Here is a 23736-nt window from a genome sequence, read left to right as displayed (position 1 = left end):
GGCGGTGCGCAGGGAGGGGAGCTACGTCAGGAGAGCGCGGTGCTGGAGAGTCTCAGCGGACCGGACAGATGGCGCTGGACATGCGGCCGAGGTCGACGTGCCGCCGACTCACCAAGGCAATTCCAGTTCCGGACATGACGGAAGCGTGTCACGCGGATCTCGGGCCAGTCCACCACGATCCATTATGTGGACGCGATCGTACCGATATGTGGGACGCTGTGGCCTTGATCACTCCGGCTCGGTCGACAAAGCGACACGGTGGCTGTGTTCAGGCGTGCGCACCGGGCCAGGGGCCGGGTGCGGGCACCTCGGGCTCCTGCTCGACCTTGGTGTCGAACAGCCGGAAACCGCGCCGCCGGTAGTTGTCCATCGCGTGCGGCCCGTCGTTCGAGCAGGTGTGCACCCACACCCGCCGGGTGGGCGTGCGCCCCGGGTGCCGCTCGGCCAGGTCCCATGCCCGGGCCGTGCCGTACGACAGCAGATGCCCGCCGATCCGCCGGCCGCGGAAGGCAGGGATCAGACCGAAGTACGCGATCTCCACGGCCCCGTCCTCCTGGGCGTCCAGCTCGATGAAACCCGCGGGGGTGCCGTGCTCGTACGCCACCCAGGTCTCCGCCCCCGGGCGCTCCAGGATCTCCCGCCACTGCGCGTACGTCAGGCCCAGCCGGTCGGTCCACCGGACGTCCCCGCCCACCGCCGTGTAGAGGAACCGGCTGAACTCCGGCAGCGGCGTCCGCGAACGCGTGACCGTCACCCCCTCCGCGGGCGCGGCGGCGGGGCTCAGCTCGGCGGCCGACGTCTGCTCCAGGGACCAGACGGTCACGTCGGCGAGGGCGGGGGCGGGGTGCGTCGAGTCGCTCATGACGGCCAGCGAACCACGTCCGCCGCACCCCGCCCGCAGCGGGGCCGCTCAGCGCCTCCCCGCGGGCATGCGCGCCCCGATCACCACCGGAGCCGTCGAACGGGGCAGCAGATCGGCCGGTACGTCGGGGTGCACCACCTCCACCTCGACCCCCTCGCGGAACCGGTACGGGCGGTGCGCCAGCACCTCGGCCAGATGACGGCGGATCCGCGATATCTCGGCCCGCACCGTCACCGTCCTGCTCCCGTCGCCGAAGACGTCCTCGGCGAGCTCCGCCGCCGTCCGCCCCTCACGGTGCAGTGCCAGCGCGTACAGCAGCTCGGCGTGGCGGGGCGAGAGCCGGCGGGACCAGCTGCCGACGGGGCCCGCCACATGGACCGCGAGCGCCTGCTCCCGGCCGAGGTCGAGCACCACCCGGCGCGGCGGGCGTTCCTGGGTGTCCTCCGCGACCTGCACCAGCCAGCCGCCGGGCAGCGGCTCCACCCTGCACATCCCCAGCGGGGCCAGCCACACCGTGCCCGGCTCCAGCGACTTCGGCAGGGGCAGCCGGTCCACGGGCGGCATACCGCTGACGGCGGCCAGCCACCCGTGGGTGTCCACCACCAGCGCCCGGCCGCCGAGCCGGCACAGCAGCGGGGCGGCCACCGAGCGCAGCCGCTCGATCGCCACCAGATGCCGGCTGCGCAGCTCGCTCTCCGCGAGCGCGGCGACCGAACCGACCAGGGCCAGCGTCGCCGGGTGGAAGGTCGAGGCCGGGCCGCTGACGTCGACGATGCCCATCAGCCGGCCGTCCCGGGGGTCGCGCACCGGGGCCGCCGCGCAGGTCCAGGTGTGCAGGACGCGGATGAAGTGCTCGGCGGAGTGCACCTGGACGGGGGCGCGCGTGGCGAGTGCGGTGCCGATGGCGTTCGTCCCCGTCGCCGACTCCGTCCAGGCGGCACCCTCCTCCAGACAGATGTCGTTGGCACGGCGCATCACCCCCGGGTGCCCCTGCCGCCACAGGACGCGCCCCTCCGTGTCGGTCACGACCATGATCTGCTGCGCGGCGTCCGCGATGGCGGCCAGCCCGTCCCGCAGCACGGGCATCACCTCGCCCAGCGCCGTGCTCCTGCGCCGGTGCTCGATCTCGTCCGACTCCAGCAGTCCGTCCCCCGGTAACTGCTCGGGATCGACCCCGCAGCGCAGCACGCGGTCCCAGGACGCGTCGATCTCCGCGCGCGGTGCCACCGGTGAGCGCTCACCCGCCATCCGGGCCTCCCTCGCCCGGTGGACGAGCCGCTCGGTCACCGCGGGGCGCGGGGTGTTCTCCCGCCCCCTGGGCGCGGCGGTGTGTGACTCCATGTCGGTCCCCCCAACAGGTATGCCGGTCCCCCCGACGGAAGCGGGCCCGTTCCGCACGGCGGAACCCGGCCCGACGGCCCCATACTGCCGTGCGGGAGGCCCGTTGACCCGCACTCCACGCAATGCTTGCAACCCTTTGCAACTCTGGTGAGGGCGCGAGGACCGTACAAGAGTGGAGGAACGCCGCGCGGTGAGTCCTCGACCCGCCGTGCGGTGGTGCACAGGCGTGGAGGGTGGTGCCGTGTCGGCGCAGCACCACCCTCCGTCGCCTGCCGCCTGCCGGGCCGGCCCTCAGACCTCCCCGGCCCGCGCCCGCTCCACGATCACGGCCAGGTCCGGACCGTGCGGCAGCGTCCCGAAGGCCGAGCCCCAGTCCCCGCCCAGCCGCGAGGCGCAGAACGCGTCCGCGACCTCGGGCGGCGCCCAGCGCAGCAGCAGCGAGCCTTGCAGCACCAGGGCCATCCGCTCCACCAGCCGCCGGGCGCGCGCCTCCGCGCCCTCCAGGTCGGCCAGTTCCGTCAGCAGGTCCTTGATCGCCGCGTCCAGCCGGCGGTCCGCGCCGCGCGCCTTCCCGACCTCCCGCAGGAACGCGTCGAGCGCGCGCGGCTCCCGTTGCAGCGCGCGCAGCACGTCGAGCGCCTGTACGTTGCCCGAGCCCTCCCAGATCGAGTTGAGCGGGGCCTCGCGCAGCAGCCTCGGCATCCCGGACTCCTCGACGTACCCGTTGCCGCCGAGGCACTCCAGGGCCTCGCCGACCACCGCGGAGCACCGCTTCGTCACCCAGTACTTGGCGGCCGGCACCGCGATCCGCAGGAAGGCGCGCTCCTCCTCGGTGTCCGCGTCGTAGGCCGCGGCCAGCCGCAGCGCGAGGGTGGTCGCGGCCTCCGACTCCAGGGCCAGATCGGCCAGCACGTTGCGCATCAGCGGCTTCTCGATCAGCAGCCCGCCGAACGCGCTGCGGTGGGCGCTGTGATGGACCGCCTGCGCCACCGCCTGGCGCATCAGCGCGGCCGAACCGACCACGCAGTCCAGCCGGGTCGCCGCCACCATCTCGATGATGGTGCGCACCCCGCGACCCTCCTCGCCGACCCGGCGGGCCCAGGTCCCGTCGAACTCGACCTCGCCGGACGCGTTGGACCGGTTGCCCAGCTTGTCCTTCAGGCGCTGGATCGCGAAGGGGTTGCGCGCACCGTCGGGGAGGACCCGCGGGACGAGGAAGCAGCTCAGCCCGCCCGGCGCCTGCGCCAGCACCAGGAAGCCGTCGGACATCGGCGCCGAACAGAACCACTTGTGGCCGGTGAGCAGGTACTCCCCGTCGGCGGCCAGCGGCTCGGCGCGCGTGGTGTTGGACCGCACGTCGGTGCCGCCCTGCTTCTCGGTCATGCCCATCCCGAAGAGCGCACCGGCCTTGTGCGACGCGGACCGCAGCCCCTGCTCGTAGACGTGCGAGGTCAGCAGCGGCTCCCACTCCGCGGCCAGCGCCGGGTCGGTGCGCAGCGCCGGGACCGCCGCGTGCGTCATCGACAGCGGGCATCCGTGGCCCGCCTCGGCCTGCGTCCAGACCAGGAACCCGGCCGCACGCCGCACGTGGCCGCCCCGCCTGCCCCAGGCGTCCGTCAGCCCGGACGTGACCGCGTGCCCCAGCAGGCGGTGCCAGGCCGGGTGGAACTCCACCTCGTCGACGCGGTGGCCGTACCGGTCGTGGGTGCGCAGCCGCGGCGGGTTCTCGTTGGCCTGCGCACCCCACTCCTGGGCCTGGACCGAGCCGGCGGACCGGCCCAGCGTGCCGAGTTCCTCCCGGGCCTCGTCGAGGACGTCCGGGGCGAGGTGCCGCTCGACCGCCTCCGTCAGCGCCCGGTCGCCGGCGAAGACGTCATAGCCGACCAGCGGGGGTACCTGGTTGGTCACTGTGTGGGTGCTCGCTGCCATGCCGATACGGTAAGGAGGTGCAGGCAGCAAAGGAAACACCCGAACGGCCACCGGGCCGGCTCCACCGGGCCCGCGTCCTCTACCGCAACGTCTCGAAGCGGCAGATGGCGTGGCAGTTGCTCAAGGACACGGTCAATTCGTGCATCGAGTACCGCATCCTCGGTCTCGCGGCCGAGGCGGCGTTCTTCACCCTGCTGTCCCTGCCCCCTCTGCTGCTCGGCCTGATCGGCCTGCTCGGATACGTCGACGACTGGACGTCCACCACCACGGTCGCCTCCATCGAGCGCAACATCCTGGGCGCGGTGCAGACGGTGCTGTCGGAGCGGGGCGTCAACGACATCGCCAAACCCCTTATAGCCGACGTCACCACGGGCGCCCGCCCCGACGTCATCTCCCTCGGCTTCGCGATCGCGCTCTGGTCCGGGTCCCGCGCGGTGAACGTCTTCATCGACACCATCACCGTGATGTACGGCCTCGACGGCCACCGCGGCATCGTCAAGACGCGGCTGCTCGCCTTCCTGCTGTACGTGGTGGCGCTGCTGCTCGGCGCGGTCGTCCTGCCGCTGCTGGTGGTCGGCCCCGACCGGGTGGTGGAGTTCGTCCCCTGGGGCACGGAGATGCTCGCGGTCATGTACTGGCCGCTGGTGATACTGCTGTCCATCGCGTTCCTGACGACGCTCTACCACGTGTCCGTGCCCGTCCGCTCGCCGTGGATAGAGGACGTGCCCGGGGCGCTGGTGGCGCTCGGGATGTGGGTGCTGGGCAGCTTCCTGCTGCGGATCTACCTCACCAGCACGGTGGAGGGGCCCACCATCTACGGCTCACTGGCCGCGCCCATCGCCGTCCTGCTCTGGATAGGCATCTCCGCCTTCGCCGTCCTGGTCGGCGCCGCGGTGAACGCCGCGATCGACCGCGTCTGGCCCTCGCTCGCGACCTCCGCGGCCCGCGCCACCAGCGACCGGATCAGGGCGGCCCAGGCGGCACAGCTGGTGGCGCGCTCCCGGGCGGCGGACTGGGACGCGTACGCCGACGACGAGGACGAGGACGTCTCCATGCCCTCGGAGTTCCCCGAGCGCTGGTCCCGCTTCCTGCCCCCCGACGACGTGAAGTCCCGTCTGCACGGCGGGAGCCGCGACAAGGACGCCCCGTAGTCCGGTGGGCACCGGCGCACGGTACGAGGAGCGGGCGTCGCGGCTCGCCGGAGCGGTCCTCTGGACCTGGAGCGGACCGCGTGACCCCGGCCGGCCCGTCCTGCCGGACGGCTGCATGGATCTGCTGTGGGCCGGCGGCCGGCTGCTCGTGGCGGGCCCCGACACGCACGCCTTCACCCCGCCCGCGGCGCTGGCCGGCAGCTGCGCCGGCATCCGCTTCGCCCCCGGTACGGCACCCGCGCTGCTCGGCGTGCCGGCCCACGAGCTCCGCGACACACGGGTTCCGCTCGACGCGCTCTGGCCGGCCGCGGAGGTCCGTGAGCTGACCGGGCGGACCGCGGAGGCCGGTGACCCGGCCGCCGCGCTGGAGGCCGTCGCCCTGCGCCGGGCGGCCCTCGGCGAGCCTCCCGACCCGCTCCTGACGGACGTCGCCGCGCGCCTGCGGCGGGGGAGCTCCGTCACCGCCACCGCGCACGCCGTGGGACTCGGCCCCCGCCAGCTGCACCGCCGCTCGCTGGCCGCGTTCGGGTACGGGCCCAAGACCCTGGCCAGGATCCTGCGGCTCCAGCGCGCCCTGGCCCTGGTGAGCGCGGGCGTCCCCCGGGCCGAGGCCGCGTACACCGCGGGCTGCACGGACCAGGCCCATCTGGCCCGTGAGATGCGGGACCTGGCGGGCATCACCCTCGGCGACCACCTGAGGGCCCTCCCGTGACCCCCGGTCCGGTACCGGCCGCCGCCGGCTACGGAGCCTGCGCGGCGAACAGCGAGACCGCGCAGCCGTCGGGGTCCAGGACCACCGCGTAACGCTGGCCCCAGACGGCGTCCCAGGGCTCCAGGTGCCCCGTGTACCCGGCGCCCGTCAGATCGGCGTACACGGCGTCGACCTCCCCGGGGCCGTCGCAGAGGAAGGCGAGCCCGAGGCGCTCACCGCCCCCCGGCCCCGTCCAGTCCGGGTCGTAGGAGCGGACGGTCTCCTCGGTGTCCCACATGAGGCGCAGCCCCCCGGGGAGCGCCACCTCCACATGGGGAGCCGCCCCGGCGTCCGCGGGGACGTCGAGGCCCAGCCGTCGGTAGAAGGCCAGCGAGGCGGAAAGGTCGGCGGTGGTGACGGAGATCGCGTCGAGTCGAGGAGTCATGGGACGACCGTAGGCCGGGGGCGCGACCGGGTCGTGTACGAAACGGTCGTGCCCCCGGACCGGTCACGGACCCGCGCAGTCGGCGGGCGCGGTGCCCGGCTCCGTCAGCGGCAGGCCCAGCTGGGCGCGCTCGGTGAGCCAGCGGGCCGGACGGTGGCGCGGGTCGCCGGTCGTGGCGTGCAGGGACCGCTGGAGGTCCAGCATCCGTGCGGCTCCGATCCGGTCGCCCCAGGCCAGCGGCCCCACCGGGTAGCCCAGGCCGGTGGTCACGGCGAGGTCGATGTCGGCCGGGGCCGCCAGGGAGCGCTCCGCGATCGAGGCCGCGACGGAGACCACCGAGGCGAGCAGCCGCTGCGCCACCGAACCCGCGGTGTCCCGCACCACCGACACGGCGAACGGCTCCCCGCCGTCCGCCGGACGGGCCAGCACCGCGCGGGCGTCCCGCGCGGCGGACGGGTCGGAGGCGGGCGTCACCGCGAGCACCCGGCGGCGCCCGGCCGGAGGCAGCGGGTCCACCCCGAAGGTGCGTGCGGCGGGCAGCCCCGCCGCGGCCACCGCCGCGGCCACGGTGGTCCCCCAGACGGGGACGAGCACCAGCGCCTCCGCCGAGGGGCCGGTGCCGGTCTCGATCACCGCGCCGGCCACGCCCAGCGCGCTCCGCAGCTCGTCCCCCTCCGTCCCCGCCACGAACACCGGCCGGCCGGGGTCACCCGTCACCGGCGCTTCCGGGGCCGGCGACGGCGCATCGGGGCCGTACCCGAACCAGCCCCGGCCGGTCTTGCGTCCGTGCAGCCCGGCCGTGACCCGGTTCGGGGTGAGGAAGGACGGACGGAGCCGGTCCTCGTGGCGGAAGCCCTGCCAGACGGTGTCGATCACCGCCGCCGTGACGTCGAGCCCGGTGAGGTCCATCAGCTCGAAGGGACCCATGCGCAGCCCCAGCACGTCACGGGCGATCCGGTCGATCCCGGCCGGATCCGCGACCGACTCCTCCAGCAGCGCCAGGGCTTCCGTGACCAGCCCCCGTCCGGCGTGGTTGACGAGGAAACCGGGGGTGTCGGCCACGGTCACCGCACGGTGGCCGCAGCCCTCGACCAGCGCCGTCAGCAACGGCGGGATCCCTGGACGGGTGGCGGCGCCCGGGACCACCTCGACGATCTTCATCAGCGGCACGGGGTTGAAGAAGTGCAGCCCGGCGAGCCGGCCCGGGTCCCGCAGCGAGGCGGCGATCCGGGTCACCGACAGGGAGGAGGTGTTGGTCGCGAAGACCGCGGACTCCGGCAGGACCCGCTCCAGCCTCCCGAAGACCTCGGCCTTGGTGTCCAGGTCCTCGCGCACGGCCTCGACGACCAGTTCGACCTCCGGACCCGGCGCCCACGGGTCGTCCAGCGGGACCAGCCGCTCCAGGGCGGCGGCGGAGTCCCCGGCGGACATCCGGCCCTTCTCGACCGCGCGTTCCAGCATCGACCGGACGAAGTCCACCGCCGCCGCCACCGCCTCGGGCCGGACGTCGCAGAGTTCCACGGTGTGCCCGGCGGTCGCGGCCCACTGGGCGATGCCCCGGCCCATGGCTCCGGCGCCGACGATCCTGATACGCATGGCGGTGACGTCCTCTCGGCAGGTGCGGGTCGATGGCAGCGACGGTAGCCGCGGTGGGGGCCGGCGGGTACGGGCGGCCGGCTTCAGCGGAGGTAGACCCGTCCGGGGTCGACGTCCTCGCGCAGCAGGCGCAGCTCCGCCCCGGTCGGCGGGGGCACGGTCCCGACGTCGTCGGCGACCCGGAGGTCCCAGCCGGTGGCCTCCCGCACCCGGTCCACCGTCACACCGGGGTGGACGGCGACCAGTTGGAGCTCCTCGCCCACGCCGGAGCGGGCCAGGATGCCCAGTTCGGTGATGACCCGGGTGACCCCCGCGCCCAGCGGCCTGATGCCCTCGGCGCGTGCGCGGTCGGGGCCCGGCGTGGTGCAGAAGTCCAGGGTCCCGGTGAAGGAGCGCGGATCGTGACGGCGCATCACCACGAAGACCTCGCGGGAGTTGGCCATCACCTCGACGGCGCCGCCCGACCCGGGCAGCCGCACCGCCGGACTCCCGTAGTCCCCGATCACCGAGGTGTTGAGGCTGCCCCACCGGTCGATCTGCGCGGCGCCGAGGAAGCCCACGTCGATGTGGCCGCCCTGCAGCACACAGCCGAACAGGGCCGGCATCGACAGCACGGCCTCCGCGCCCGAGACGATCACGGCGTCGGCGATGGTCTCCGGCAGGTGCGAGGGGTGCGCCCCGCAGACCCCCGACTCGTACACCACCTCGATCTGCGGGGCGACCGTCAGACGGGCCAGCTCGGTGGCGAGCGTGGGCAGCCCGATCCCGGCGAACACCGTGCGGCGGGAAGCGAGTTCGCGGGCGGCGACGACCGAGAGCAGCTCGGACGGGGTGACGGCCCCCGGTGCGGTGGTGGTCATGTTCCGTTCCTCGTCCCGGGACCCGCTCACAGTCGCCTCCCGTAGTTCACCGGTTCGCTCAGGGCCTCGCCGACCGCGAGGCCCGCCCAGAACTCCTCGCCCAGCTTGTCGACGTACTCGGCGTGGTCGGCCGTCCCGTACACCCACTCCGCCAGCCACGCCCGCAACCGCTCCGGGTCCCCGCTGATGTGCGACCAGGCCCGGTAGAAGGCGTTGTCGCGGTCGTAGTAGCCCTGGGCGAAGGACGGATGCGCCCCGCGCGGGCAGACGACGACCGCGTCCACGGCGTGGGAGGGCACCAGCGTGCGGTTGGGGTCCGAGCGGACCACCTCGTCCTCGACGACCTCCTCGACGACCACGATCGCCCGGTCCGCCGCGTACACCGCCTCGGCCTGGATGCCGGTCAGTCCCCAGATCTGGGTGTTGCCCCGGCGGTCGGCCCGCTGCGCGTGGACGATCGTCACGTCCGGGTTGACGGGCGGTACGACGTAGATCTGCTCCGGCTCCCCGTCCGGCCCCGGGTACGGGGACGTCACCTTGCGCAGCGCGCTGTTGACGCCCGGCAGATCACTGCCGCCGTAACTGCGCAACGGGTAGAACGGCAGCCGCTGGGACCCCGCGAGGTAGCGGCAGACCATCCCGTAGTGGCTGTACTCCTCGAAGGCCAGCGGAGCGGGATCGCCGCGTTCGATCCGGCGCCGCAGCTCTCCGAGCGAACCGGCGGAGGAGTTGCCCACGAAGGAGGAGACCAGCCGCGCCACACAGCCCGCGGCGATCATCTGGTCCACCACGATGTCCGCCGTCATCCGCACGACGGTCAGGTCCCTGCGCCCCTGACGGATGATCTCGTGCCCGGCCGCGGTCGGGACGAGGTGGGTGAAGCCCTCCAGGCAGACGGTCGCCCCGTCGTGCACGAAGGCGGCGACCGCCTCCCTCATCGACATGACCTTGCTGGGCCCGTCGGCCGTATCGGTCCGCTCCACGGTGCTCCTCGGCGAGTGCGTGTTGGTCGCCCCCACCGTGTCAGCGACCATTGATTGCCGTCCAATACCAAATTAAGGTCGGATCAAGACCCTGGATTAATGAATGGAATCCCGATGGAACTGCGCCATCTGACCGCGTTCACCGCGGTCGCCGAGGAACTGCACTTCGGCCGCGCCGCCAAGCGGCTGCAGATGGCCCAGCCCCCGCTCAGCCAGCAGATCCGGCAGCTGGAGAAGGAACTCGGCGTCCAGCTCTTCGAGCGCAACACCCGCTCGGTGCGGCTCACCAGCGCGGGTGAGTCCTTCCTCGGACCCGTACGGACCGTGCTCGACGACCTCGACACGGCGGTACGGGCCGCCAGGGCCGCGGGCCGTGGGGAGTACGGCCGGGTCACCATCGGCTTCGCGGGAGCCTCCAGCCACGAGACGCTGCCGCTGCTCACCCGGGCCGTACGCGCCGCCCACCCCGGGATCGAGCTCGTCATGAAGGGCCAGACCTACGCGAACGTCGCCCTGTCCCGGGTCGCCGACGGCTCCCTCGACCTCGGGTTCGTGCGGCTGCCGGTCACCCAGCCCGGGGTGGCCTGCCGGGTGATCGGCGAGGAGGAGCTGCTGTGCGCACTGCCCTCCGACCACCCGCTCGCCCGGCTGGAGAGCATCCCGATCGGGGTCCTCGCCGACGAACCCTTCGTCTCCTTCCCCGCGAACGCCGGTTCCACGGTGCGCGACGTGATGGTCCAGGCCTGCGAGGCCACCGGCTTCAACCCGCGGGTGGTGCAGGAGGCCCCCGACTCGTACACCATCCTGGCCCTCGTCGCCGCGGGGGTCGGCATCACGCTCACGGTCTCCTCCGTCCGCCACATCCAGCAGAACGGGCTGGTCTACCGCCCCCTCGCCGGGCCGCCCATCCGGCGCCAGGCCGCCCTGGCCTGGCGCACCGACAACCCCTCCGCGGCGCTGCGCGCGGTCCTCGCGGTCGCCGAGGAGGCGCTGCCGACGCCCTGACGCACGATTGAGACGCCTGGCGTCTTGAACGTGCGGTAACTCGATATTGGACCGACTCAGTGGTCCAGTGCGAAGGTCACCCCACACACCCGAACCCGCCGAAAGGTGTTCCGCCGTGTCCGACCGGACCGATGTCGTCATCTGCGAGCCGCTGCGCACCCCCATCGGCCGTTTCGGCGGAGCCTTCGCCGGACAGACCCCGGCCGCGCTCGCCGCACGCGTCATCGCCGAGGTGGTCGCCCGCACCGGAGTCGACCCCGACCGGGTCGACGAGGTGATCCTCGGACACGCCTACCCCACGGCCGAGGCCCCCGCCATCGGCCGGGTCGCCGCACTGGACGCCGGCCTCCCCGACACCGTCACCGGCCTCCAGACCGACCGCCGCTGCGGCTCCGGCCTCCAGGCGGTCCTGGACGCGGCCATGCAGATCCGGGCCGGCTTCAGCGAGGTCGTCATCGCCGGCGGCGTCGACGTCATGAGCGCCGCGCCCTACTACACGCACGACGGACGCTGGGGCATCAAGGGGCCCGGGCTCCAGCTCCACGACGCGCTGGCCCGGGGCCGGGTCACCGCGGGCGGCGTCCACCACCCCGTACCCGGCGGCATGATCGAGACCGCGGAGAACCTCCGCCGCGCCTACTCCGTCAGCCGCGCCGACCAGGACGCCCTCGCCCTGCGCTCCCAGGCCCGCGCCGCCCGCGCGGTGCGGGAGGGGCGCTACGACGCGGAGACCGTCCCCGTCACCGTGCGCGGCCGCAAGGGCGAGACGGTCGTCACCGCCGACGAGCACCCCCGCCCCGACACCACCGCCGAACAACTCGCCGCACTGCGCCCCCTCATGGCCGGGAGCGACCCGGAGGCCACCGTCACCGCCGGCAACGCGAGCGGACAGAACGACGCAGCCGCCGCCTGCCTGGTCACCAGCGCCGCCACCGCCGAACGGCTCGGGCTCACCCCGCTCGTCCGCCTGGTCTCCTTCGCCCGCGCGGGTGTCCCCGCCGCGACGATGGGCATCGGCCCCGTCCCGGCCACCCACGCCGCCCTCGGACGGGCCGGACTCACCCTCGCCGACCTCGACCTGATCGAGATCAACGAGGCCTTCGCCGCCCAGGTGCTCGCCTGCACCCGGGAGCTGGGCCTCGGCGAGAAGGACCACGAGCAGCGCATCAACGTCAACGGCTCCGGGGTCTCGCTCGGCCACCCCGTGGGCGCCACCGGCGCCCGCATCCTCGCCACCCTCAGCCGCGAGATGCACCGCAGCCGGGCGCGCTACGGGCTGGAGACGATGTGCATCGGCGGCGGCCAGGGCCTCGCCGCGGTCTTCGAGCGCATCGCCGCCTGACCGGCCCCCGCACCCCGCCACCACCCCGTCCCGCCCCGGCAGTTCCCTCCTTCCGGCACCACCCGCCACCACGCGGTCCAGGGCGTCCCCGACGACGCCGGATCCGCCATGCCTCCATCCGTCCGCATCCGCCTGACCGACGAAGTTCACGGGAGCCACCCATGAGTGCGACCACCGCATCCGCACGCGAGCGAACGAAGGCCGCCAACCGCGCGGGATTCGGAGCCTTCATCGGCTCCACCATCGAGTGGTTCGACTTCTACATCTACGGGACCGCGGCGGCGCTCGTCTTCGACAAGGTGTTCTTCCCCGAACTCGAAGGCCCCGTAGGCACCCTGGTCGCCTTCGCGACCTTCTGGGTCGGCTTCCTCGCCCGCCCCCTCGGCGGCATCGTCTTCGGCCACTACGGCGACCGGCTGGGCCGCAAGAAGACACTCGTCATCACGCTGCTGATGATGGGCGTCTCGACCACCGCGATCGGACTGCTGCCCGGCTACGCCTCCATCGGCATCGCCGCCCCGATCCTGCTCGTCTGCATCCGCATGATCCAGGGCATCGGCCTCGGCGGTGAGTGGGGCGGCTCCGTCCTGATCGCCTCCGAGCACGCGCCCAAGGGCAAGTCCGTCCTGTACGGCGCCTTCGCCCAGCAGGGCTCGCCGGTCGGGAACACCCTGTCCACCCTGAGCTTCCTGGCCATCAGCCGGCTCCCCGACGAGGCCTTCGTCTCCTGGGGCTGGCGCGTGCCCTTCCTCGCCTCCGCCGCACTCGTCATGGTCGGCCTGCTGGTCCGGCTGAAGGTCGCCGAATCCCCGGCCATGGCCAAGCTCATCGAGAAGAAGGAAGTCGCCAGGCTCCCGCTGACCGAGGTCCTGCGCAGCCACCCCATGCTGATCGTCCTCGGCATCGGCGCCTGCACCATCGGGCTGTCCGCGACCTACTTCAAGTCGACGTTCGCCCTGTCCTGGGCCACCACCTCGCTCGGCTTCGACCGCAGTTCCTTCCTGACGATCATCCTGGTCGCCAACGTCACCCAGATCCTCGTCCAGCCCTTCGGCGCCGTCCTCGCCACCCGGATGAAGAGCTGGTCCCGCGCGGTCGTCGTGATGCTGGTCCCGGAACTGATCCTGATGCCGGTGATGTTCGTCCTCATCAGCACCGAGAAATACGGCCTCGCGATGCTCGGCGTCGCCGTCGCCACCGTCCCGCACTGCCTCTACTACGCGGCCCTCGCCGGCATGCTCGCCAGCCGCTTCCCGGCCCATCTGCGCTACACCGGCATCTCGCTCTGCTACCAGCTCTGCGGCACCCTGCTCGGCGGCACGACCCCGATCATCGGCCAGTTCCTGCTGAACCGCACCGGCTCCATCACCGCCGTCATCGCCTACGCCGTCTTCCAGGTGGCCCTGACCCTCGGCTGCATGCTCCTCCTGCTCAAGCGTCCCGACCACGACGAGCAGGCCGCCGAGCCGGCCGCCCCGCCGCGCACCGCGCCGGTCACCGCCTGATCCGCCCGTAACCGCAGAACGGAGCACCGCCCATGCCGCTCACCGCGCACGGCATCCCGGAGATCCTCGCCCTCGGCGGGCGGGACCTCGGACGCTCGCAGTGGAAGGAGGTCACCCAGGAGCTCATCGACGCCTACGCGTACGTCTCGGGGGACCACCAGTGGATCCACACCGACGCCGCACGCGCCGCGGCCGGTCCGTACGGACGGACCATCGCCCACGGCTTCATGGTGCTGAGCTGGGGCATCCCGATGTTCGGCGAACTGCTCCAGGTGACCGGCGTGGGGCGGGCCTTGAACTACGGGGTGAACCGGGTGCGCCACCCGGCACCCGTCCCCGTCGGCGGCCGGGTCCGCCTGCACGCCCGCGTCACCGCGGTGAGCGAGGTCGCACGGGGTGGCGTGCAGATGACACGGGCCTTCACCTTCGAGCTGGAGGGGTCCGGGAAGCCGGCCTGCGTGGCCGAGTCACTGACGCACTTCTACCCCTGACCGGCCGGCGGCCGCCACCGCACCCCACTCGTACGGAAGGGCCGTCCCGCAGCACCCAGGCTGCGGGACGGCCCTTGCGCGTGCGGACTACTGGTTGCGCGAAGCGCGGGTGCGGCGCATCAGCACCGCGCCGCCCAGCAGCAGACCCGCGGCCGCACCGGCGGCGATGCCCATGTCGGCGGCACCGGTCTGGGCCAGCTGCGTGTCAGGGGTGTTCGGGCCGGGGTTGCCGGCCGGAGGCTCCTCAGCCGGGGTCTCGGAGGTCGGAGGCGTGACCTTCGGCGGCTCCTCGGTCGGCGGGGTGACGGTCGGCGGCTCCTCCGACGGCGGGGTCGTGGTCGGGGGCACCGGCGGCTTCACCGGGGGGTGGCCCTGGTCGTGACCGCTGTCGTTCACGCAGTCGTTGCCGAACACCGGGTTCAGCAGACCGACGACATCGACGCTGTTGCCGCACGCGTTCACCGGGACGTCCACCGGGACCTGGGCCAGGTTGCCGGAGAGGACACCGGGGGAACCGACGGCCTTGCCGTCGGCGCTCGCGCCGGATCCGGATCCCTTGTGGCCCTGGGAGTCGCCGTGCCCGTCGCCGTAGGCGTCGTCGTCCTGCTGCTCGTGCGAGCTGACGTTCGCGCAGGCGTTGCCGAAGGCCGGGTTCAGCAGGGCGACGACATTGACGGTGTTGCCGCAGACGTTCACCGGGACGTGCACCGGGACCTGCACGGCGTTGCCCGAACCGACACCGGGCGAGTTCGCGGCGACTCCGTCGGCCGAGGCGTCGGCGTGCGCATAACCGCCCGCGGCGGTCAGGATGCCCGACGCCGCCGCCATGACGATCATGCTTTTGTTCAGAACCTGTCGCATTACATGCCCTTCTCCGGGAAAATCGCGTGGGCGGTGACCCTGATGGCGGTCATTCCATCGACGCGGACGACTGCCTAACGACGCGACGGTTGCGGGGGAAACTTGGAGATCGGTGGAAATTCTGTAACCACCCGTAAGGGTCACGTACGGGTGTGCGTTCGACAGGGCATTTACGGCATTCGGGTGAACGGTGCCGGACGGGGGCAACCAAACGTCTCGCGATGAGTTGATCAGGGTGCTCCGCTGCGGGGCACTCGGTACGAGAAGGGTTCATCGTGATCAAGAAGGTTCTGGCGACGGGCGCCGTCGCCGCCTCCATCCTCGGTCTCTCGGCGACCAGCGCCATGGCGATCGGCGACGACACCGGCACGACGTCGGTCAACGGCAACGGTGCCGACGCCGCGTACGGCAACAGCGCCACCAAGGGTGACCAGAGCCCGCAGCTCAGCCTCGTGCAGGGCTCGCTCAACAAGCCCTGTGTCGCCCTCCCGGTGAAGGCCAACGCCGGTTCGCTCGTCGGCATCCTCGTGCCGGTCGCGGTCCAGGACGTCAACGTCCTGTCCTCCCCGCAGAACCAGCAGTGCGCGGACAACTCCACCCAGGCCAAGGGTGACGAGGCGCTGTCGCACATCCTGAGCGACATCCCGGTCCTCTCGGGCAACGGCGCCGGCAACAGCTGACCGCGCCACCCTGACCGGTCCGGGCCGCCGACACTCCTCCATCGTGCGGCCCGGGCCCGTGTCAATCGGGCGGTTTTTCCGGAAACGCTTTCCATGGCGTTTCGAATGCGCCCGCACATCGTTACGTATGACGAATCCGGAGTCACGGGTGCGCTCACCGAGGCGCCCGTGCGGCACGAAAGACGTGTCCGTCCAGGACTCCGCTGCAGAAAGGTATGAACGTGAAGTACACCAAGGTCGCCGCCGTCGCCGCCGGATCCCTCATGGCGCTGGGTGCCGCCACCCCGGCCATGGCCGACGCGGGCGCCGGCGCCGTCGCCGCCCACTCCCCGGGCGTCCTGTCCGGCAACGTGGTCCAGGTTCCGGTCCACATCCCGGTCAACGTCTGCGGCAACACCGTCAACGTCATCGGTCTGCTGAACCCGGCGTTCGGCAACACCTGCGTCAACGGCTGATTCCTCGCCGAACGGGCCTGCGGTCCGTCGTGTGAAGGGCCCTGGGGTGCCATGCGGCGCCCCAGGGCCTTTTCCGCGCCCGGGGGAAATGCCACGGGCCGTCGTTTCCCCGTGCACCGGTCGGTCGTTGTCCCGTGCAGAGGCGGCAGAAGCCGCCGGAGAAGGGATTTGAGAACGTGAAGTACGCGAAGACCGTCGCCCTCGTCGCAGGTTCCGTGGCCGCCCTCGGGGCGGCCTCGCCCGCCTTCGCCGCGACCACCCCCACCGCCCCCCGGATCAGCCTCACCGGCGGGGTGAACGAACTGACCACCGCCGTCCCCGCGGTCCCCGACCAGGTGGTGAACCCCGTGGTGGACGCGGTGGGGCAGACCGCCGGTCAGGTCACGGAGGACGGCGCGGTCGGCAGGTCGGCCGAGGCGGTCTCGGGTGTGGCCGAGGCGGCCGGACCCCTCATGGGCGGGCTCCCGCTCGGCGGCTGATCCGCGGCCTGCCGCTCCTCCCGGACGCTCCGCCGGACGGCTCCCGTGCGCGGGTCGGCATTCCGGTGCGGTAGATCGTTCGGGTGAAGTGGCGAAACCGGAACCGTACGGACGGAGTTGTTCAGAATGCTCCGGACAGGCGGGCAACAGAAAATCCAGAAGGGCACACGTTCATGATGAAGAAGATCCTGGCGTCCGCGGCAGTCGCCGCCTCCGTCGCCGGCATTTCCGCCGCTGCCGCCCCCTCGGCCATGGCGGTCGGCAACGACACCGGCACGACGTCGATCAACGGCAACGGTGCCGACCAGTACTACGGCAACAGCAGCACCCACGGCGACATGAGCCCGCAGATCGGTCTCATCCAGGGCTCGTTCAACAAGCCCTGCATCGCCCTGCCGGCGAAGGCCAACGTCGGTTCGCTGCTCGGACTCGTCCCGGTCTCGGTCCAGGACATCAACGTCCTGTCCTCCCCGCAGAACCAGCAGTGCACCGAGAACTCCACCCAGGCCAAGGGTGACGAGGCGCTGTCGCACATCCTGAACGACATCCCGGTGCTCTCGGGCAACGGCGCGGGCAACAACTGATCCCGCATCGTTCCGGCTCCCCTGCGACCGTTCGGTCAGGGTGCACCGTTTCCCGCCTCGTCGTAGTGCGTAGTCAGTGAGCACGTGTGGGGCCGGTCCTTCCGTACGCCGACCGTTCTGCGGTCGGGGCACCGGACGGACCGGCCCCACACGTGTGTCCCGGGCCGGCTGCCCCGGTGGGCGGCTCATTAGCCCGATAGTGCGGTAATTGGGCCGGTTGCCCCGGTCCCGGCCGACGTGGCCCGCCCGGCCGGGTAGGTGCCCTGCATGGACCCGTACGACAGTCACCATGCGCGCGGCCGTGACCGGTCGCCGGAGAGCTCCACGCCCATCTACGACCGGCTGCTCGCCGAATGGCGCGACGCGGCGCGGCGCGAGGCCGGACACGGCCCCGCCGACGGCCCCCCGTCGCCGGCCGCGGGCCCCCGCGGGCGGCGAGGTCGCGAGGTCTTCGTGCCCGCGGCACGCGCGGAGCAGGGCGGCAGGTAGGGCCGCGTCCACCTGGAGCCGGTGATGACCCGTTCGAGTGGTACAGCGGAACCTAATCCTCCGTTTTCGGTTGATCAGTACGTTCCACAACGGGACGCTCCGAAAGGTGAAGCGCAATGAAGAAGATGATGGCCGGCGCCGCTGTGGCTGTGTCCCTCCTCGGTCTGTCCGCCGCCGCGGCCCCCTCGGCGATGGCGATCGGTGACGACCACGGCACCACGACCGTCAACGGCAACGGTGCCGAGGCGGAGTACGGCAACAGCTCCACCAAGGGTGACCAGAGCCCCCAGCTCAGCCTCGTGCAGGGCTCCCTGAACAAGCCCTGCATCGCCCTCCCGGTGAAGGCCAACGTGGGCTCGCTGGTCGGCGTCGTGCCGGTCGCGGTCCAGGACATCAACGTCCTGTCCAACCCGCAGAACCAGCAGTGCGCCGACAACTCCACCCAGGCCAAGGGTGACGAGCCGCTGTCGCACATCCTGAGCGACATCCCGGTTCTCTCGGGCAACGGCGTCGGCAACAACTGACACCACTGAATGCGGGCGGCCCGGGGCATCACGCCCACGGACCGCCCGCATTCGGCTGTGCGGCCCGCCCGCACGGCGATGCCCACCACCCCCGTGGAGTGGTGGGCATCGCCGTGTGTACGGGGAACGGGCGGGGTCAGCCGAGCGAGCGCACCGGCATGAGGCAGTGGGCGGAGGAGCCGATGACTTCGGAGTCGCCCACGAAGGAGCTCAGCAGTTCCTCGCTCACCGGCTGCCCGGGAACCGCGGCGGGCCAGGGGCGCGTGGCGAACATCCCGTGCACCTGGCCCTCCGACTGCGCCACGGCCAGCCACTCGGCCGGCACGGGGTACTGGGCGTTGAAGTGAGGCAGCGTCAGGACGGCCTGGCCGGCCTGGACGAGCAGCTTCACCGGGAGGTTCGGGAGGTCCGAGGCGTCCAGCGTCTCGCCCCCGATCCGCAGCCCGCTGCGCTCCAGGGCCGTGCGCATGGCCCGCTCGCCCGCCTCCGGCCCGTCGGATCCGTCGCCGAGCGAGTAGGTGAGCAGGAAGGCGGTCTCGCGGCCGGTCGCCGGATTGGCCCCACTCCAGCCGATCAGGCTCTGTGTGCCCAACTGGGCAGGTGTGAAAGGTGCGATGGCGGTGTTGGGTGTGGTCATGTCCGGCACCCTAACGGCATGAGACCGGTACGGGTGCATACGTATCACCTGATCGTGGAGTATCACTTCCAGACCATGGCAATCCGCCGGGCGCGCATCCGGCCCCGGGAAAACCTGTTGACCGCCCCGGACACCCTGCCGCTAGGGTGTGCGCAGATCGAGGAACCAGGAGGTGAGGACATTGATGACTGTCGTCGAGGTGGGCACCGCCCACGACCCGAAGCACATCGTTCCCACCCCTGTGGCCGCCGGCTGACCTTGACCTCCTCTTCCCGCGCCTGAACGCGCGTCGCCGGGGCCGCCCTTGTGAAGGGTTTCCCTTGTCTTTCTCCGATTTCCAGGCTTCCACCCCGTCGCACCCGCTGGCCGCGTACGGCTGGGACGACGCATGGGCCGGCGCCTTCGCCCCGTACGCCGAGCAGGGACTCCTGCCCGGGCGTGTGGTGCGGGTCGACCGCGGCCTGTGCGACGTGGTCACCTCCACGGGCGTCGTGCGGGCGGACACCGCGTTCGTGGTGCCCCGCGATCCGATGCGGATCGTCTGCACCGGGGACTGGGTCGCCGTCGACCCCGACGGCGATCCGCGGTTCGTCCGTACGCTCCTGCCGCGTCGTACCGCCTTCGTGCGCTCCACGTCCTCGCAGCGCTCCGAGGGGCAGGTCCTCGCGACCAACATCGACCACATCGTCATCTGCGTCCCGCTGGCCGTCGAGCCGGACCTCGGCCGGCTGGAACGGTTCCTGGCCCTGGCCATGTCCAGCACCGCCGGTGCCGCCCTGCTCGGCGAGGCGCCCCGGGCCGTGCGGCACGAGGCGCATCCGCTCGTGCTGCTCACCAAGGCCGACCTCGTACCGGACGCGACCACGCTGTCGCACCTCGTCGAGGACGTCGAGCGCATCGCCCCCGGGGTCCAGGTGCTCCCCGTCAGCTCCGCCACGGGGGAGGGCGTCGACGTGTTCGGCGCGATCGTCGGGGGCGGCACCAGCGTGCTGCTCGGCACCTCGGGAGCCGGCAAGTCGACCCTGGCCAACGCCCTGCTGGGCGAGGACGTGATGCGGGTGCAGCAGACGCGCGACGTCGACGAGAAGGGCCGGCACACCACCACGACACGCAACCTCCTCGTGCTGCCCGGAGGTGGCGTCCTGATCGACACCCCCGGACTGCGGGGGATCGGCCTCTGGGACGCGGAGGCCGGCGTCGGACAGGTCTTCTCGGAGATCGAGGAGCTCGCGGCGCGGTGCCGGTTCCACGACTGCGCCCACGCGTCCGAGCCCGGATGCGCCGTGACGCGCGCGATCGAGGACGGGGCGCTGCCCGCACGGCGCCTCGACAGCTACCGCAAGCTGCTCCGGGAGAACCACCGCATCGCCGCGAAGACGGACGCCCGGCTGCGCACCGAGACCCTGCGGGAATGGAAGCGCAGGGGAGCGGAGGGCCGCGCCGCCATGGAGCTGAAGCGGGGCAGGGCGTTCTGACGGTGGACGGCCGCGGGGCGCCCGGACAGCCGTCCGGGCGCCCCGTCGGCCTCAGCCCCGGACGACGGCACCGAGCCAGGCCCCCACCGCCAGGAGGCAGCAGTAGAGCTCCACGAGCACGGAGTACCCCGTCGTCCGCAGCACGGACCTGAGCGAGGTCCAGCCCGCGGCCCGGCTGCCGAGGCGCAGGCGCTCGGCGCCGTAGACGGTGCCGGCGTACCCGAGGAACCCGCCGACCACCGGGACGACGAAGAAGCCGGCGATCGCCGCGATCCCACCGGCCGTCAGCGTCCTGCGCGGGGCCCCCGACTCGCGGGGGCGGCGTGCGGGCAGCAGCGCCTTCAGGGCCTGGTTCAGCAGCAGCAGGCACGTCGTGCCGATCAGCACGCCCCAGGCGACCGGGCCGGGATCCGCCAGCGCCCACCACAGCACCGCCGCCCAGACGATCGCCTGCCCGGGCACGCCCGGCACCAGGACGCCGACCAGGCCGAGCAGCATCACCGCCCCGACGGCAACGAGCTGCCACACAGTCATTCGACCAGGGTGCCGGAGTCCGCCCGGTCCCGCCCGTCGGCGGGCCCCTCGGGGGCACGCGCCCCGGTCCAGGGGCGCTCAGCGCGGTGCCCGGGCCACCCAGCCGCGTTCGTACGCGTGCCAGCCGAGCTGGAGCCGGGTGGTGACCCCGGTGAGCTCCATGAGTCCCTTCACCCGCCGCTGCACCGTCCGCAGCCCCAGGTCGAGCTGCTTGGCCACGCTCGCGTCCGTCAGTCCGGCGAGCAGCAGGGAGAGGATCTCCAGATCGGTCGGGTCCGCGCCGGAGACGCTCTCCTCGCTGACCGTGCTGCCGCCGATCCGCAGCGGCATGGCGTCCCGCCACACCGCCTCGAAGAGGCCCGTCAGGGACTCCAGCAAGCCGCTGGCGTGGACCACCAGGGCGGCGGGCTCCGCCCCGTCCCCGCTCAGCGGGACCATGGCCAGCGCGCCGTCCGCGATCACGAGCTTGGTCGGGACCCGGTCCACCACCCGGCACTGCTCGTCGCGGCCCAGCGCCGCCGACAGCTCCACGATCCCGTCCGGCAGCGCGAGGACGTCGCGTTCGACGACCACCCGGTAGGCCACGCCGCGCCGGGCCGCCCGTTCCTCGGACTCGTTCTCCACGCCGGTGACGGCGACCGGCTTCCCCGTGACCAGGGCGCAGACCTCGGTCGCGGCGCCCAACTGGAGCTGGTGGAACCGGTGGGCCACCGCGCTCGCGCCCGTCACCACCTCCACCAGGTCGTGCACCGCGGGCTCCGCCGCCCGGGCCCGGTAGTCCTCGGCGAGCAGGGCCGAGGCCAGCTCCGCCTGTTCGAGCTCGTGGCGCTGCTGGGTCAGCAGCGCGCCCAGGGCGACCCCCGGCGGGGCGGCGACCCAGCGGTCCGCCCGGGCCGACGACTGGGCCACGAGGCCCTGCTGTTCGAGGCCGCGCAGCGCGCGTTCGGTGTCCGCCTCCGGCAGGGCGAGCCGTCGCGCGAGGCCGGAGAGCTCCGCGGCGCCCGTCGCGACCAGCGCCCGGTAGGCCGCCTCCTGCCGTGCGTCCAGACCTATCGCTGACAGCATCCTCGGCCCTCCCGGATCGGTGCGAGGCGTTCCCGCGCCCGTCGGGCGGGACGCGCCGTGGCGGGAAACAGCCACGGCGTAAACCCGCCGGGCCCATCATGCACCGTCGTCCCCGTCTCTCTGGCACTCTGACGCCACCGCGGTGACGACCGCCCCGCGGCTGGTGGGAGGACCACCGGGACCGGCCCGCCGGGCGACCTTCCCGTGGGGGGTGGGGACGTCCGGCGGGTCGCTCAGCCCCGCCGGCTCCGCGCCGGATTTCCCTGCGACCCGGTTTCGTGCGCCGCTCGCGGTCGACAATAGGGAGATGAGTCAGCAGGGGGAGACGCCCGAAGCCCACGAGGACGACTGGTGGCGGAGGCTGTACGACGGCACCGCGCCGGACACCGGACCGGGCCGCGCCGGCGACAGTCTGGAGGCCCGGTTCGCCTCGGCCTCCGGCGCGGTGGGCGGCCCGCCGCCCGCTCCCGGCGCCCCGGAGCAGGACCGGCCGGACCGCCGGGCCACGCCGGTGCCGCTGCCCGCTGCGCGTCCGCCGGAGACGGAGCCCGCGCCCGATGCGCGTCCGCCGGCGGAGTCCGCTCCCGATGCGCGCCCGCCGGAGACGGGGGAGTCCGCGCCCGGTCCGCGTCCGCCGGAGACGGAGTCCGCGCCCGGTCCGTCCCTGCGCCCGCCCACCGTCGCGGTGGGGCGCGCTCCCTGGGAGGCCCCCGCCGGCCCCCCGCGGCCGCGGACCTTCGCCGTGCGTCCGCCCGGACCGCCCGCCGCCGCGCCGCCGTCCGGACCGCCCGCCGCCGAGCCCGGGCCGCCGGAACGGCCCGTCGTCGGCCACGTCGGGGACCGGCCGCCCACCTACGACGCCGAACCGGCCGCGCTGCCGGAGTGCCGTGCCGACGAGCTCGACGCCCTCGTCCCCGACACGGTCCTGGACGGCGCCCGCCACGGGGCGTACACCCTGCGGGCCGCGTCCGTGCGCGGGGATTCGGCGCGCTTCCGCGGGGAGCCCCGGCGCGACGCCCTGCTCACCGCACGGTTCGGCACCGGGGACGCGGCCCTGGTCCTGGTCGCGGTGGGCGCGGGCGGGAGGGGCGCCGGGCGGGACCGTCCGGCGGCCGAGGCCTGTCGCCTGATCGGCGCAGCGGTCGCCCGCAGCCACGCCCGGCTCTCGGACGACATACGGGCGGGCCGCACGGGCGAGCTCAGGTCGGGGCTGCGCCGGCTCACCGACCGGACCCACGGCAAGCTGCGCGCCCGCGCCGCCGAACTCGGCCTCGAACCGTCCGCCCACGGCGCCGGCCTGGGCTGCCTGCTGCTGTCCGCCGACCCGGAGTGCCGCACCCGGGTCTTCTTCGGCGTCGGACCCGGCGGCGTCCTCCGGCTCCGCGACGGGGCCTGGCAGGACCTCGACCCGGTGCGGCCCGCGGCCGGCGGGGCGCCGGAGGAACGGGGCCCGGACGGGGACCGGCTGACGATGGACCTGCAGATCACCACACCCGCCTCCCGCGCCGCGCCGCCACCCGCGGAGCCCTTCCGCTTCCACGCCTCCGAGGCCCTGCCCGGGGACACCCTGCTGCTCTGCGGCAACGGCCTGGCCGAACCGATGCGGGCCGAGCCGGAGCTCGCCGGGGAGCTTGCGCGGCGCTGGTCCGCCGGGGCCCCGCCCGGACTGCCCGCCTACCTGGCCGACATCCAGCTCAGGACGAAGGGGTACGCCGACGACCGCACGGGCGCCGCAGTCTGGGAGGCGTGACG

25 protein-coding genes and 1 pseudogene are annotated in these 23736 nt (G+C 73.2%); 14 read left to right on the top strand and 12 right to left on the bottom strand.

What is annotated here, in order from left to right; all coding sequences use genetic code 11:
* Positions 1-52: 52 nt before the first annotated feature.
* The 4 genes from ABZ172_RS19735 to ABZ172_RS19720 all read right to left on the bottom strand — a co-directional run bounded on the left by ABZ172_RS19735 (position 53) and on the right by ABZ172_RS19720 (position 4132).
* A complete protein-coding gene (locus ABZ172_RS19735) occupies positions 53-136 on the bottom strand; it encodes a putative leader peptide (RefSeq protein WP_349817346.1) in 84 nt (27 codons plus the stop codon).
* 132 nt (positions 137-268) lie between these two features.
* The gene (locus tag ABZ172_RS19730; RefSeq protein ID WP_356885012.1) at positions 269-862 is read right to left on the bottom strand and encodes a GNAT family N-acetyltransferase; all 594 of its coding nucleotides are present in this window, start codon (positions 860-862) and stop codon (positions 269-271) included.
* 48 nt (positions 863-910) lie between these two features.
* Positions 911-2203, bottom strand: a complete 1293-nt coding sequence (locus ABZ172_RS19725; RefSeq protein ID WP_356885011.1) for a GAF domain-containing protein — start codon at positions 2201-2203, stop codon at positions 911-913.
* Positions 2204-2494: 291 nt separating this feature from the next.
* Positions 2495-4132 (bottom strand): acyl-CoA dehydrogenase family protein, encoded by a 1638-nt coding sequence (locus tag ABZ172_RS19720; RefSeq protein ID WP_356885010.1) that lies wholly within the window; start codon positions 4130-4132, stop codon positions 2495-2497.
* 17 nt (positions 4133-4149) lie between these two features.
* On the opposite strand from ABZ172_RS19720, the gene ABZ172_RS19715 reads away from it, so the two are divergent.
* Positions 4150-5283: a YihY/virulence factor BrkB family protein gene (locus ABZ172_RS19715; protein ID WP_356885009.1), complete on the top strand. Its 1134-nt coding sequence runs from the start codon at positions 4150-4152 to the stop codon at positions 5281-5283.
* Between the two features lie 4 nt (positions 5284-5287).
* Positions 5288-6087, top strand: a pseudogene (locus ABZ172_RS19710) (DUF6597 domain-containing transcriptional factor).
* On the opposite strand, the gene ABZ172_RS19705 reads toward ABZ172_RS19710, so the two are convergent.
* The 4 genes from ABZ172_RS19705 to ABZ172_RS19690 form a co-directional block, all read right to left on the bottom strand.
* Positions 6024-6419: a VOC family protein gene (locus ABZ172_RS19705; protein WP_356885008.1), complete on the bottom strand. Its 396-nt coding sequence runs from the start codon at positions 6417-6419 to the stop codon at positions 6024-6026. The pseudogene ABZ172_RS19710 and the gene ABZ172_RS19705 sit on opposite strands and share 64 nt — an antisense overlap.
* A gap of 63 nt (positions 6420-6482) precedes the next feature.
* Entirely contained in the window at positions 6483-8015 is a 1533-nt protein-coding gene (locus ABZ172_RS19700) for a 3-hydroxyacyl-CoA dehydrogenase (protein WP_356885007.1), read from the bottom strand.
* Positions 8016-8098: 83 nt separating this feature from the next.
* Positions 8099-8875, bottom strand: coding sequence for a CoA-transferase (locus ABZ172_RS19695; protein ID WP_356885006.1), 777 nt, complete (start codon positions 8873-8875; stop codon positions 8099-8101).
* Between the two features lie 26 nt (positions 8876-8901).
* On the bottom strand, positions 8902-9819 hold the full coding sequence (locus ABZ172_RS19690; RefSeq protein ID WP_356885062.1) for a CoA-transferase: 918 nt from the start codon (positions 9817-9819) through the stop codon (positions 8902-8904).
* Between the two features lie 153 nt (positions 9820-9972).
* On the opposite strand from ABZ172_RS19690, the gene ABZ172_RS19685 reads away from it, so the two are divergent.
* The 4 genes from ABZ172_RS19685 (at position 9973) to ABZ172_RS19670 (ending at position 14201) form a co-directional block, all read left to right on the top strand.
* Positions 9973-10863: a LysR family transcriptional regulator gene (locus tag ABZ172_RS19685; RefSeq protein ID WP_356885061.1), complete on the top strand. Its 891-nt coding sequence runs from the start codon at positions 9973-9975 to the stop codon at positions 10861-10863.
* A 115-nt stretch (positions 10864-10978) separates the two neighbouring features.
* A complete protein-coding gene (locus ABZ172_RS19680; RefSeq protein ID WP_356885005.1) occupies positions 10979-12205 on the top strand; it encodes an acetyl-CoA C-acetyltransferase in 1227 nt (408 codons plus the stop codon).
* A 161-nt stretch (positions 12206-12366) separates the two neighbouring features.
* On the top strand, positions 12367-13710 hold the full coding sequence (locus ABZ172_RS19675; RefSeq protein WP_356885004.1) for an MFS transporter: 1344 nt from the start codon (positions 12367-12369) through the stop codon (positions 13708-13710).
* A gap of 32 nt (positions 13711-13742) precedes the next feature.
* Positions 13743-14201, top strand: coding sequence for a MaoC family dehydratase (locus ABZ172_RS19670; RefSeq protein ID WP_356885003.1), 459 nt, complete (start codon positions 13743-13745; stop codon positions 14199-14201).
* An 87-nt stretch (positions 14202-14288) separates the two neighbouring features.
* On the opposite strand, the gene ABZ172_RS19665 is transcribed toward ABZ172_RS19670, so the two are convergent.
* The gene (locus tag ABZ172_RS19665) at positions 14289-15062 is read right to left on the bottom strand and encodes a chaplin (protein WP_356885002.1); all 774 of its coding nucleotides are present in this window, start codon (positions 15060-15062) and stop codon (positions 14289-14291) included.
* Positions 15063-15337: 275 nt separating this feature from the next.
* Between ABZ172_RS19665 and ABZ172_RS19660 the strand changes: the two genes are divergently transcribed.
* The 6 genes from ABZ172_RS19660 to ABZ172_RS19635 all read left to right on the top strand — a co-directional run bounded on the left by ABZ172_RS19660 (position 15338) and on the right by ABZ172_RS19635 (position 18273).
* Complete coding sequence (locus ABZ172_RS19660) at positions 15338-15742, top strand: rodlin (protein WP_356885001.1); 405 nt, start codon at positions 15338-15340, stop codon at positions 15740-15742.
* 263 nt (positions 15743-16005) lie between these two features.
* Positions 16006-16197, top strand: coding sequence for a chaplin (locus tag ABZ172_RS19655; RefSeq protein WP_356885060.1), 192 nt, complete (start codon positions 16006-16008; stop codon positions 16195-16197).
* 176 nt (positions 16198-16373) lie between these two features.
* On the top strand, positions 16374-16676 hold the full coding sequence (locus tag ABZ172_RS19650) for a hypothetical protein (RefSeq protein WP_356885000.1): 303 nt from the start codon (positions 16374-16376) through the stop codon (positions 16674-16676).
* A 173-nt stretch (positions 16677-16849) separates the two neighbouring features.
* Positions 16850-17260, top strand: a complete 411-nt coding sequence (locus ABZ172_RS19645; protein WP_356884999.1) for a rodlin — start codon at positions 16850-16852, stop codon at positions 17258-17260.
* A 267-nt stretch (positions 17261-17527) separates the two neighbouring features.
* Positions 17528-17749, top strand: a complete 222-nt coding sequence (locus ABZ172_RS19640) for a hypothetical protein (protein WP_356884998.1) — start codon at positions 17528-17530, stop codon at positions 17747-17749.
* Between the two features lie 116 nt (positions 17750-17865).
* Positions 17866-18273, top strand: coding sequence for a rodlin (locus ABZ172_RS19635; protein WP_356884997.1), 408 nt, complete (start codon positions 17866-17868; stop codon positions 18271-18273).
* A gap of 136 nt (positions 18274-18409) precedes the next feature.
* On the opposite strand, the gene ABZ172_RS19630 is transcribed toward ABZ172_RS19635, so the two are convergent.
* Complete coding sequence (locus tag ABZ172_RS19630) at positions 18410-18910, bottom strand: DUF5949 family protein (RefSeq protein ID WP_356884996.1); 501 nt, start codon at positions 18908-18910, stop codon at positions 18410-18412.
* A 320-nt stretch (positions 18911-19230) separates the two neighbouring features.
* Here ABZ172_RS19630 and rsgA point away from each other — a divergent pair, with 320 nt between their 5' ends.
* Complete coding sequence (gene rsgA, locus ABZ172_RS19625) at positions 19231-20385, top strand: ribosome small subunit-dependent GTPase A (protein ID WP_356884995.1); 1155 nt, start codon at positions 19231-19233, stop codon at positions 20383-20385.
* Positions 20386-20436: 51 nt separating this feature from the next.
* Here rsgA and ABZ172_RS19620 read toward each other — a convergent pair whose 3' ends face one another.
* Together ABZ172_RS19620 and ABZ172_RS19615 are read right to left on the bottom strand one after the other, a co-directional pair.
* Entirely contained in the window at positions 20437-20919 is a 483-nt protein-coding gene (locus ABZ172_RS19620) for a DUF456 domain-containing protein (RefSeq protein ID WP_356884994.1), read from the bottom strand.
* A 78-nt stretch (positions 20920-20997) separates the two neighbouring features.
* On the bottom strand, positions 20998-21984 hold the full coding sequence (locus ABZ172_RS19615; protein ID WP_356884993.1) for a helix-turn-helix domain-containing protein: 987 nt from the start codon (positions 21982-21984) through the stop codon (positions 20998-21000).
* 307 nt (positions 21985-22291) lie between these two features.
* Between ABZ172_RS19615 and ABZ172_RS19610 the strand changes: the two genes are divergently transcribed.
* On the top strand, positions 22292-23734 hold the full coding sequence (locus tag ABZ172_RS19610; protein ID WP_356884992.1) for a protein phosphatase 2C domain-containing protein: 1443 nt from the start codon (positions 22292-22294) through the stop codon (positions 23732-23734).
* Positions 23735-23736 lie beyond the last annotated feature (2 nt).

This window comes from Streptomyces sp. NPDC006296 (assembly GCF_040613235.1).
Classification (GTDB): domain Bacteria; phylum Actinomycetota; class Actinomycetes; order Streptomycetales; family Streptomycetaceae; genus Streptomyces.
The sequence above is the reverse complement of the archived record's forward strand: the minus strand, read 5'-3'. Positions and strand labels throughout refer to the sequence as shown.